This window comes from Streptomyces sp. NRRL B-24085 (genome assembly GCF_001282115.1).
Lineage (GTDB): Bacteria > Actinomycetota > Actinomycetes > Streptomycetales > Streptomycetaceae > Streptomyces.
In genome coordinates, this window is the sequence record NZ_LJBR01000144.1 from 1 (window position 1) to 10,827 (window position 10,827).

The following is a 10,827-nucleotide window of genomic DNA, read 5'->3' on the forward strand; positions in this document are numbered from 1 at the left end:
CATGGGGGCCGCGGCCCCGGCGGCCACGGCCCCCATGAGCCCGCCCGTCCCCGCGCCGTAGACCAGCCGGTGCCCGCGTTGGCCGAGCAGCGCGCCCAGGTCCCTGGCCGACTCCACGTACCGTGTCCCCGCTCCGGGAGAGAAGCCGCAGAAGACGCAGACGGAAAGGGGGACGGTCATCGGGTCTCCTCACGCAGCGGCTTCGTTGCGCTGTGGAGTCAAACAGAGGACGCGCCGCCTCTCCGGCAGTTTCGCGGGCAGCCTGGCCCTCCGGCAGTTCCCGGGCAGCAGGACCGGTCGGCCGCGGTCCCTTCAGGACTGGTCGTCGCGCCGGTGCTGGGTCCGCGCGAGCACCGCGGCACGGGCCAGCCGGCCGCGCGTGAGCACCTTGCCGTGCTTCTCGGCCGTGCCCCTTCCGGGGTGCAACCGGAGGGCGAGAAGGCCTGCGCAGAGCAGCAGGGCTGCCTGGATGTCGAGGGCGGCGAGGGTGTCGACGACTCCGGTCAGCAGACCGGCGACCAGCATGCCCAGCGCCTGGAAGCCGTCGGACAGACCGAGCACGAGGGCCATGACCCGGCCCCGTACCGGAAGCGGTGAGGACTGCTGGACGAGGGAGAGCCAGGCGGCGGCCAGCCATACGGCGGGCACGCCCGCGACGGTGAACAGCGCGACGTACACCCAGAGTCCGGCGGTCACCGTCGACATGTTCCACGTGAGCGCGCTGACCGCGCAGAAGACGAGGACCCCGGTGCTGAGCAGACGCGGCGCACCGAGGCGACGGGTCAGCACCCCCGCGGTCACGGTGCCTACGAATCCGCCGACCGCCTGCACCCCGCGCAGGAGGCCCGCCTGGGCCTCGCCCGCGGAGATGAGATCGGTGACGAAGAGCAGGAACAGCACGACGAACATGCCCTGCGCGAGAGACAGCAGTCCCACACAGGCGAAGGTGCCGCGCAGCACGGGGACGTCGCGGATGGTGCGCAGACCTCGGCCCAGACCGGTGAGGAACCGCTGGTCCGCCCCGGGGGCCTCGCGGGTGCGCGGCCCCCGGGGGATGGTCCACGCCAGGGCGGCGGCGACCAGGAACGACAGCGACCCGAAGCCGATGACGAACGGCAGCCCGGCGGTGCTCAGCAGGATGCCGCCGAGCGGGCTGCCGACCAGTCGGCCCATGGAGACGTTGAGGCCGATCGCGGCGTTGGCGCTGACCAGTTGGTCCGGAGCCACGACGGTGGACAGGGCGACGTTCTTGACCGACTCGAACGCCACGGTGAGGGTCGCCTCGGCGCCTGTGACCAGATAGATCAGCCACAGGTCTCCCCTGTCGTCGACGCCGAGGAGGAGGGGCAGCAGCGCCGCTTGGGCCACGCTGACCACCACCAGGACACCACGCCGGTCCCAGCGGTCGACGAGCGCGCCGACAACGGGAGCCATGAACAGGCTGGGCAGCAGTCCGAGCATCGCCACGACCGAGGTGACCAGGGCCGAGCTGGTCAGCTGCAGCACGTACAGGGGCAGTGCCAGTTGAAGGACCCACTTGCCCGTCTCGGACAGCAGTCCCGAGACCCACAGCCGGGCGAAGACCGCGTCCCGTAACGGATGGCGTGCAGGTGCGGCCGGGCCGGTCATTCGGTTCGCCCCGCCGCGTTCAGCCGGGGAAACAGCCGCAGCCCCACGTAGGTCAGGGTGGCGTCCTCGGGCGGATCGTCACGGACAGTGGCCAGGTAGGGCCGCAGCAGGGCGTTCAGTCGCTCCGCCAGCTCGTCCATCTCCTGGGGAGTGGCTCGCAGTACGTACCCGTCGAGTCGGGCCGTGTCGAGCCACCGGGGGTCGATCTTGTCCCGGTGGTCGAGGAAACGCCGAGTGAGCTGGCTCTCCTCGGCCATGCTCGCCGCGATCAGGGCGTCCTGTTCCGGCATGACGACGGGGTCGGTGCTCATCGCTCCGAAGTCGAGTCCGACCTGGGCGGCCCGCCAGGGGCGTTCGCGGCCGTCGGACGGCTCGACGGGTTCGACGAGTCCGTGGCCGGCCAGATGGCGCAGGTGCCAGCTGATGTTGGAGGCGGTGGAGCCCACCTCCACCGCGCACTCGCTCGCTGTGCGCGGCCCCACCGCCATCAGGTACTGGAGTACGGCGAGCCGCAGCGGGTGGGCCAGTGCGCGCAACTGCCGGGGGTCGTTGATCTGCCGCCGCGGCGGCGGGTCCTGTCCGGTCACCATGAGAGAGAAGCCTTATGTTAAAGAACTCTTTCGAAACTGTTCCTTCATTCTGGCTCGCACTCCTGGCGATGTCCATACCGGAGCTTTCCCCGACGAGGGCCGGATCCCCTGGCGTCCGGGAAGGTGCCGGTCGGCTGCCCCGCTTCCGGCGTCATTCCTTCGTCCCGATGGAGTGCACCGCAGGTGTCCGCAGCATCAGCCGGGTGGGCAGCATCGCCCCGGCCACTGCCAGGAGCGCTGTCGATCCGACGATCGCGAGCCAGCCCATGACGGGTACGGTCGGCACGGGGCTGCCGGTCAGTGCCAGGGCGACCAGGGCCAGCGGAGGCACGGACAGCAGGGTGCCCAGAACGCTGCCGACGGCTGCCACCGTGGCGCTCTCCCGCCGCATCATGCCCAGTACCTGGGACCGGCTCGTGCCGGTCAGCCGTAGCAGCGCGAACTCCCGTCGGCGGGTCGCGGTGTTCATCGCCTGTGTGTTGATCACGGTAAGGGCGGTGTAGGCGATGATGAGGCCGACCACTACGTAGTTCACCCAGGCCAGTGCCCGCTGCTCGCGGACCTGCGCGTCGGCGGCCGGCGTTGTGCTCAGGGTCGTACCCGGGTAACTGCGCGCGAGTGCGGACAGGTCGGGAGCGTGCGCGGACTGCGAGCGGATCAGCACCGACTCGTCGACGTGCGCCGTGGTGTGGGACAGCAGCAGATCGTGGTCGAAGGTCAGATCGGCGAAGCCGAGCCCGCGGCCGTACACGGCGATGACCTCGCCGCTGAAGGGCGTGCCGTCTCCCAGGTGGAGGTGGGCGCGATCGCCGACGTCCAGGCCCAGCCATGAGGCCGCTGTCGTGCTGAGGGCGACCGTCCTGGGAGCCAGGTTCGACAGATTCCCTTCGCGGACGTCCAGGTCGACGGTGTCGGCCAGGGCAGCGGGTTCCAGGCCCTGGGCGCTGAGGGAGACGGTCTCCTGGGTGCCCAACAGCGTCCCCACGCCGATGGCCTTGGAGCGGACCACACCGGTGGCGGCCGTAACACCCGCCAGTTGGGCTGCCCTTTCCGCGAAATCGGGGGACACACCCTGGGGGGCGTTCACCACCCGGGTGGCGAGCGTGCCCGCGCGGGTCTCGTCCGCGGCCTGCTGGAGCTGGGTGGTCTGGGTGAAGACGACCGTCGCGGCCAGGGACACGGCCAACACCAGCGGGGTGACGGCTGCCGCGGTCCGTGCGGCGCGGGTACGGGAGTTGGCGGCTGCCAGCCAGCCGGTAGCGCCGGTGCGGGCCAGCAGGGGCGCCAGGACGGTCATCGCCGCCCGGGTGACGAGCGGGCCGAGGACCGCAGCGGCGATGACGAGGACCAGCACCAGGGAGTTGGCCAGTCCGACCAAGGTCATGAAATCGGTGCGGTATCCGAGTCCGAGGCCGACCACGGACACGGCCAGCGCCAGCAGGACACCGCCGGTGATCAGTCGTCCGCGGCCGAGACGGGCGGGTTCGGTCGATGCCTCGCGCAACGCCTCCGTCGGGCGGACACGGACCGCCCTGCGTGCCGCTACGAGGGCTGCGATCACCGCGGTGAGCACGGTGATGCCCACCGCCGCCAGGAACGGCAGCGGACCGAGCACCGGGTGGAAGTCCGGCGGCACCAGGCCGCGCCCTGCGAACTGACCGCTGAGCCAGTGGACGACCCCGACGCCGAGCGGACATCCGAGCAGCCCGGCCACCAGGCCCGCCACGGCGGACTCTGCCGCGATCATGCGGCGCAGTTGGCCGGGGGTGGTACCGATCGCGCGCAGCAGAGCCAGCTCACGGCGGCGGTGGCGCACCGCGAGCGAGGTGGTGGCGCACAGCACGAACACGGCCACCAGCAGAACGTTGCCGCCGATGCCGGTGGAAAGCTGCGTCAGGTTGGCCGCCCCGACGGCGAGGTCGGTGAACTCCGCTTCGCCGCGGCTGTCGCCGGTGTACACGGCTGCGTCGCGTCCTCGCACTGCCTCTTCGACCGCGGACGCCACGTCCGACACGTCAGTGCCCGGCCGGGCGAAGACGCCGAAGGCATTGACGTGTGCACTCGACCGGGGTGACAGGTGATCCATCGCGGCCGAGGAGGCGAACAGCACGGACTGCCGGGGGGTGCGTCCGCCGTCGAGGGTCACGAGCCCGGCCACCTCGAAGGTGAGCGGTGTCGAGGTGACCATGATCCGCACGCGGTCACCGGTCCGCAGCCCGGCCCGCTCCGCGAGATCACGGTCCAGGACGACCTGCCGGCTGCCTCGCGGACTGTGCCCCTCGCTGAGCCGGAAGCCGCCCAGGACGCGGCTGTCCCAGGCACGGGCCTGCGGTACGGCTCCGTTGGCGCCGGTCACGGTCCGCTCGTCGGCCAGCAGACGGACGGGGGCGCCGCGGTCGGGCACCACGGAGGCCACACCTTCCACAGCGGCAAGGTCCTTCGCCAGAGCGGCGTCGAGCCCGGACCGCTCGGACAGCGGCTGGGAGCTGCCGTAGGCGGAGCCGTCGGCGGATTTCACTTGAAGGTCGACGTCCTGGCGGCCGGCCACGACGACAGGCGCCTTGTCGTACCGCTCGGGCGGCACGGAGGAGCGCAGGCCTGATTCCAGGAGTACGCCACAGGCGGTGATCACGGCTGAGCCCAGCAGGAGGGCTGCGAACGTGGCAGCGAAAGCTCCGGCGCGCGTGCGCAGGGTCGCGAGAGCGATGCGCAGCATCAGGCGTTCCTCCTCAGCTCGGTCATGGCGGCCTTGATCCGAGGGGCGGAGGGTGTTGTCATGCGGCGCACCACACGTCCCGCGGCGAGGAAGATCACTTCGTCGGTGTGCTGGGCGGCTGCCGGGTCGTGGGTGACCATCACGACGGTCTGGTGCAGGTCGGTGACCGCTTGCCGGAGCAGGGTGAGGATGTCGTCGGCGGTGTCCGGATCGAGTGCGCCGGTCGGCTCGTCCGCGAAGATCACTTGCGGACGGGTGATGAGGGCCCGGGCGATGGCCACGCGCTGCTGCTGTCCGCCGGACAGTTCCGTCGGGTGCCGGGTGAGCAGTCCTGTCAGGCCCACCGCGTCGGTGACACCGCGGACCGTGTCGTGGTCGGTGCCGCGGCCGTCCAGCCGCAGGGGCAGGGTGACGTTCTGCTCGACGGTGAGCGCGGGCAGCAGGTTAAAGGCCTGGAAGACGAATCCGACGCGGGTGCGGCGCAGTCGGGTGAGCTGCGTCTCGTCCAGGTCGCCCAGGTTCTGGCCGCCGAGCTGGACGGTTCCCGACGTCGGCCGGTCGAGTCCGGCGGCGCAGTGGAGGAAGGTGCTCTTTCCCGAGCCGGACGGGCCCATCACCGCGGTGAAGGTGCCCGCTGCGACACCGATGCTGACGTCGTCCAGTGCGACGACTCTGCCGGGGCCGCGGCCGTACTCCTTGGTCACCTGGGTCAGTTGTACGGCGTGGTGGGACGGGTCGATGCCGATGGGGTCGTCGGCGGGCGTAGTCCGGCTGCGTGCTCCGAGCATGGTCGAACCTCACGTCGAGGGGGTGGGCTCTTCCAGTTGATCGGCTCCTGGGGCCTTCGACCTCCCTCTCCCCGTCGAACCGGTCGCTCCGCCTGCCGAGCGAGGAGGGTCGGGCCTTCCTCCGGCCGAAGGAGGGCGTGCCGCGGTTTCAGGGGGCGCCGCAGGTGGTGGCTCCTCCGCAGGGAGGAGGACCGGAAGGAGGAAGCGGGGCGGCGGGGTTCCGACCTGGGAAGGTCAATGGGCATGAACAGCGCGTTTACCGTTGGGAGCATGAGAGAGTCGGGCCCGTTCGCGGGCTACCAGGTGCCGGCGGCGGTCACGGACGCGGCGCTGGCCGTCCTGGCGGCGGCTGCGTGCCTGGCGCTGCCCGAAGCGATTCCGCCCGGCGCGCAGTCCTTGCGGGCACCTGACCTGTGGTGGCTCGTGCTGGCGCTGCTCTCGAGCCTTCCGTTCACCGTGCACCGCAAGATGCCTTTGGCGAGCCTGCTGGTCATGGCGATCGCGTCGGCGACGCTTCAGCATCTCTCCTACATCCCCCAGCTCTCCGGGCCGGACGGTACGTCGATCGGCCCCACCTACCTGGCCGTGGCCATCGCCGTGTTCCTCACGGCCGTACGCGGCACGCCGCGCGCGACGACCTTCGTCGCCGCCGCGGTCATTCCCCTGAGCGCGTTGACGGAGGCGTTGCTGGCGCCCTCGGGGTACGCCCTGGCCGCACTGCTCACCGACGCCGTGCTGCTGCTGGCGGCCTGGGCCCTGGGCCGGCTGTCCCGGGCCCGGAAGGCCGTGAGAGACGAGGTCGTGCAGCGTGTCGCGGCCCTGGAGCGGGAGCAGGCGGCCAACGCGCGGGCCGCGGTGATGGAGGAGCGGGCACGCATCGCCCGCGAACTGCACGACATCGTGGCGCACAACGTGAGCCTGATGGTCGTGCAGACGATCGCCGCCGACCGTATCCAGGACCGCTCCCCCGACAAGGCGCACGAACTGCACTCCGCCATCGAACAGACGGGGCGGGACACCGTCACCGAGCTGCGCCGGCTGCTGGACGTGCTGCGCACCGACGAGGACGCGGATGCGACACCCTCGAAGGAGCCGCCCCAGCCGACCGTCGCGGCACTGCCCGCCCTCGTCGACGCCGTGCGCGCCACCGGTGCGAAGGTGGACTACGAAGTGTCGGGCACGCCGGTGTCCCTGCCGGCGGGATTCCAGCTCACGGTCTATCGCATCGTGCAGGAGGCACTGACCAACACCGTCAAGCACGCGGGACCGACGCACGCCCGGGTCCGGCTGCTGTGGGGAGAGCACCCGCAAGAGCTGCACGTCCGCATCTGTGACGACGGGCCCGGCGTCGCCGGCGGACTCGCAGGACGGGTCCCCGCGGCCGCGGGCGGCTCCGGTCATGGCCTGCTGGGGATGCGGGAGAGAATCTCCGCGACGGGCGGCACCCTGCACACCGGCCCACGCCCGGGCGGCGGATACTGCGTCCACGCCGTACTTCAGCTGCCCGACGAGGACGGCATCACCCACACCGGAGGAACAGCACACCATGCGGCCGATCAGCGTCCTGCTGGCTGACGATCAGCCGATGATCCGCACCGGCTTCCGGTTCATCCTGGAGGCGGAGGCGGACATCCGAGTCGTGGGTGAGGCCGCCGACGGCCAGGAAGCCGTCGAGGAGACCCGACGCCTGGCTCCCGACGTCGTCCTGATGGACATTCGCATGCCGCGGATGGACGGCGTCGAGGCGACCCGGTTGATCGCCGAGTCCGGGCTGTCCAGCCGGGTCATCATCCTGACCACGTTCGATCTCGACCAGCATGTGGTGGACGCCCTGCGGGCAGGCGCAAGCAGCTTCCTCGTCAAGGACGGGCCGGCCGACTCCCTGGTGTCCGCGATCCGCACCGTGGCGGCCGGCGACGCCGTGCTCGCCCCCCGGGTCACCCGGCGCCTGCTGGCGAGGTTCGCCGGCATGCCTTCCGATACCGCCCCACCCGTCCCACCCCAGCTGGACATCCTCACAGGGCGCGAGGTGGACGTCCTGCGGACCCTGGCCCGCGGTCTGTCCAACTCGGAGATCGCCGCCGAGCTGGGCATCGGAGAGACGACCGTGAAGACACACATCGCACACATCCTGGACAAGTTCCATCTGCGGGATCGCGTGCAGGCGGTGATCCTCGCCTACGACTCCGGGTTGGTGACCCCCCACACGGCTCACCGGACTGACAGGAGCTGACGTCTCCCGCAGGCCGCCGGGCCGGTACCTCCGGGCACCGTACGAAGGTGCCGCTGCGGTCCTGGCCGGGCGGGGGCGGAGATGTGGGGGCACTGTCCGCCGGCGGCGGGCCCGCGCGCAGCGGGAGCCCCGGACCAGGCAGCCCCCTGCGCCCCCGCGGATGCCGAGGCGCCCTCTGGCCGGCGGCCCAGGCCGCGCCGGCCATGGGGAGGGCGGATGGTGCGCTCAAGGCTCCGAGAACGCAAGAGTCCGGCCCCCGGGTCGTCGCCGGACCGTAAGCCCGGGCTCGTCAGGGATCACGAAGCGGGTCAGCTGGGAGCCCGGCCACGGCGCTCTCCACCTCTCGGTCAAAGGAGCCGTCGGCCTGACCGCTGGCTTTGCAGGTGGTAGCGGACATCGCTTGTCGACCAGTCAGGGCAGCGCTTATCGATCAGCGAGCCGCGACATGTTGATGAGAACTGACAGCGCTCGGTGGCGGAGTCGATGTCATTCCCCTGCCGTGCGGTGACGTTGGATTGCTCTTCGGGATGTCCTCAGCGGTCTGTTGTCCTCACTGGTCGGCGTCCTGTCGCCGAAGGCCGTCGAGAATGACGTTCATCAGTGGCCGTGTCGTGGTTTCCCATTCATGCCGTTCCAGGCGGCTGAGGGAGGCGATGAGCAGGAGGACCCCGTGGGCGTCCACGTCCGTGCGGATGGCACCGGCCGTCTTCCCGGCATCCAACAGGTGGGCGAGGGCGCCTTCGATCGGGTTGTGGCTGTGGGCGAGGAGGTCCTGCCACGCCGTCGGCTCGAGCGCTGCCAGGACGCCGCGTTTGATCTCGGCGTAGTCGATCACTCGGACGGCCACACGAGACCAGCACCATCACCGCCGCGGTACCGATTTCAGCGTCACTCGAAGATGTTCGGACAAGTAGGTCCTCGGCCGCTGCGTCTTCACTCGACCTGCCGCGCTCTCCAGCGCCGTCAGCTTGCGTTGCGTCCTGGGCGGCTACCCGTGCTTGGGTGACGGCGAGTCGGCAGGATTCGGTGCCGGTCCGGATGAGGTTGCCGCCGAAGGTGAGCCGGTCGACGACGGACGCGCAGAGCCAGGGATCGGCGAGGGATTCCGTCCAGCCGCTGAAACTCTCGTTCGAGGCGACGGCGACGCTATTCTTCTCCTCCCGTTCCGTAAGGAATGCAAGAGCCCAATGCGGGGCGTGACGTCAAGCGCGTCGTACGAACACCACCCCCACCCCACCCGAGCCGGGCCGCCTTGAAAGGGAATGCCGTGCGGGTCAGCCTCAAGGACGTCGCCGCCCACGCGGGGGTCTCGATCAAGACCGTCTCCAACGTGGTCAACGACTACCAGCACGTCACTCCCGCGATGCGCGAACGCGTCCAGCGGTCGATCGACGCACTCGGCTACCGTCCCAACCTGGCGGCACGGCACCTGCGCAAGGGCCGCACGGGCATGATCGCATTGGCCCTGCCCGAACTGGGCAACCCCTACTTCGCCGAACTCGCCGCCGCCGTCATCGACGCCGCCGCCACCCATGACTACATCGTGCTGCTCGACCACACCGGCGGACGCCGTGAGCAGGAACTGCTGGTCAGCCAGGGCTTCCGCGCACGCGTCATCGACGGACTGATCCTGAGTCCCATCGAGTTGGAGACCGAGGACCTGCGCGACCGGGCGGAGAGCGTTCCACTGGTGTTGCTGGGAGAGCGGGACTACGACCTGCCGTACGACCACATCGCCATCGACAATGTCGCCGCGGCCCGCGCCGCCGTCCGGCACCTGATCGCTCTCGGGCGCCGGGAAGTGGCGTTCGTCGGCGCCCGTCGCGGCCGCAGCGAGCCCGCCCAACTGCGCGTACGCGGCTGGCGGGAGGAACTCACCGCCGCCGGACTCCCAGCGGACGACGGGCTGGTGGCCGCCACCGACGGATGGGGCCATGCCGACGGGGCGGCGGCCATGACGCGCATCCTGGATGACGGCCGGTGCCCCGACGCGATCTTCGCGTACAACGACCCGATGGCCATCGGCGCCATGCGCGTCCTGCACCAGCGCGGACTGCGTGTTCCCGAGGACATCGCGGTCGTCGGCTTCGACGACGTGGTCGAAGGCCACTTCGGCGCGGTGTCGCTCACCTCCGTGTCGCCCGACAAGGAGGCCATCGGCCGGCTCGCCGTGGAATCGGTGCTGGCCCGACTGGGCGGCACGGCACCCGAACCCCGCCGCGTCCGGGCGGACTACCGCCTGGTCGAACGGGAGAGCACCCTCGGACGCGAGGCTCCGGAACACCGGGCCCAGGACTGAACGTTGGGACCGCGCCTGCGGGTCGGACGGGACGGCACCTGAGGACCTTCATCGCGCCCTGTCCACCGCTCCTCCTCCATTCCCCTCGTTTCCGACAGACGCGCTCCGGCCGGCGTCCGGCACGTCTGACACTTCGCCCTCGGGCTCGGGCTCGGGCTCGCCGAAAACTGCCGGCCCGTCTCGGCATTCGCGGGTGGCAGAGCCGGTCCGAACGGCCGAGCCCCAGTAAGCGCTTCCCCCTCACCTCCGCCTTCTCCCGAGGCACACGGGTGCGTGCACAAGGGATTTACAGCCCTCTTCCAACGATGTAAAACCCTCTGTGCGCGGGCTCGACAACGTTGCCCGCGCGGAGAGAAGACTCCCTTCCGGCCGCCCCGCCTGCACGCGTACGTCTCCCCACCCCACGATCCAAGGAGGCACCATGCGTCGAGTACCCGCAGACAGAGGGCCGTTGGGCCATCTGAGACGACGAGCGCGGTGGGCCACCACCGCGCTCCTCGCTCTCGCCCTGGCCGGCGGCACGGCCCTGACCGCCACCGGCCCCGCGGCCGCGGCCCCCCAGGCCTGGGCGC

At 70.8% G+C, this 10,827-nt stretch carries 8 protein-coding genes and 2 pseudogenes; 3 read left to right on the plus strand and 7 right to left on the minus strand.

Annotated elements, in window-relative coordinates; all coding sequences use genetic code 11:
* The 5 genes and pseudogenes from AOJ26_RS17600 to AOJ26_RS17620 form a co-directional block, all read right to left on the minus strand.
* Positions 1–180: pseudogene (locus AOJ26_RS17600) on the minus strand (TIGR00730 family Rossman fold protein); the annotation flags it as partial.
* A 132-nt stretch (positions 181–312) separates the two neighbouring features.
* Positions 313–1,629, minus strand: a complete 1,317-nt coding sequence (locus tag AOJ26_RS17605; protein WP_053849259.1) for an MFS transporter — start codon at positions 1,627–1,629, stop codon at positions 313–315.
* Positions 1,626–2,219, minus strand: coding sequence for a winged helix-turn-helix domain-containing protein (locus AOJ26_RS17610; protein WP_053849260.1), 594 nt, complete (start codon positions 2,217–2,219; stop codon positions 1,626–1,628). The genes AOJ26_RS17605 and AOJ26_RS17610 overlap by 4 nt, the downstream gene beginning before the upstream one ends.
* Before the next feature lie 151 nt (positions 2,220–2,370).
* A complete protein-coding gene (locus tag AOJ26_RS17615) occupies positions 2,371–4,935 on the minus strand; it encodes an FtsX-like permease family protein (protein WP_053849261.1) in 2,565 nt (854 codons plus the stop codon).
* Positions 4,935–5,723, minus strand: a complete 789-nt coding sequence (locus tag AOJ26_RS17620) for an ABC transporter ATP-binding protein (protein ID WP_053849262.1) — start codon at positions 5,721–5,723, stop codon at positions 4,935–4,937. Before AOJ26_RS17620 ends, AOJ26_RS17615 begins: the two co-directional genes overlap by 1 nt.
* A gap of 270 nt (positions 5,724–5,993) precedes the next feature.
* Here AOJ26_RS17620 and AOJ26_RS17625 point away from each other — a divergent pair, with 270 nt between their 5' ends.
* Both AOJ26_RS17625 and AOJ26_RS17630 read left to right on the plus strand, forming a co-directional pair.
* On the plus strand, positions 5,994–7,298 hold the full coding sequence (locus AOJ26_RS17625) for a sensor histidine kinase (protein WP_053849263.1): 1,305 nt from the start codon (positions 5,994–5,996) through the stop codon (positions 7,296–7,298).
* Positions 7,270–7,956: a response regulator gene (locus AOJ26_RS17630; protein WP_053849264.1), complete on the plus strand. Its 687-nt coding sequence runs from the start codon at positions 7,270–7,272 to the stop codon at positions 7,954–7,956. Before AOJ26_RS17625 ends, AOJ26_RS17630 begins: the two co-directional genes overlap by 29 nt.
* 550 nt (positions 7,957–8,506) lie before the next feature.
* On the opposite strand, the gene AOJ26_RS17635 is transcribed toward AOJ26_RS17630, so the two are convergent.
* Together AOJ26_RS17635 and AOJ26_RS41910 are read right to left on the minus strand one after the other, a co-directional pair.
* Complete coding sequence (locus AOJ26_RS17635) at positions 8,507–8,803, minus strand: hypothetical protein (RefSeq protein WP_234358585.1); 297 nt, start codon at positions 8,801–8,803, stop codon at positions 8,507–8,509.
* Positions 8,804–8,930: 127 nt separating this feature from the next.
* Positions 8,931–9,128, minus strand: a pseudogene (locus AOJ26_RS41910) (ATP-binding protein); the annotation flags it as partial.
* Positions 9,129–9,223: 95 nt separating this feature from the next.
* Between AOJ26_RS41910 and AOJ26_RS17640 the strand changes: the two are divergent.
* Positions 9,224–10,255, plus strand: a complete 1,032-nt coding sequence (locus tag AOJ26_RS17640; protein WP_053849265.1) for a LacI family DNA-binding transcriptional regulator — start codon at positions 9,224–9,226, stop codon at positions 10,253–10,255.
* Positions 10,256–10,827 lie beyond the last annotated feature (572 nt).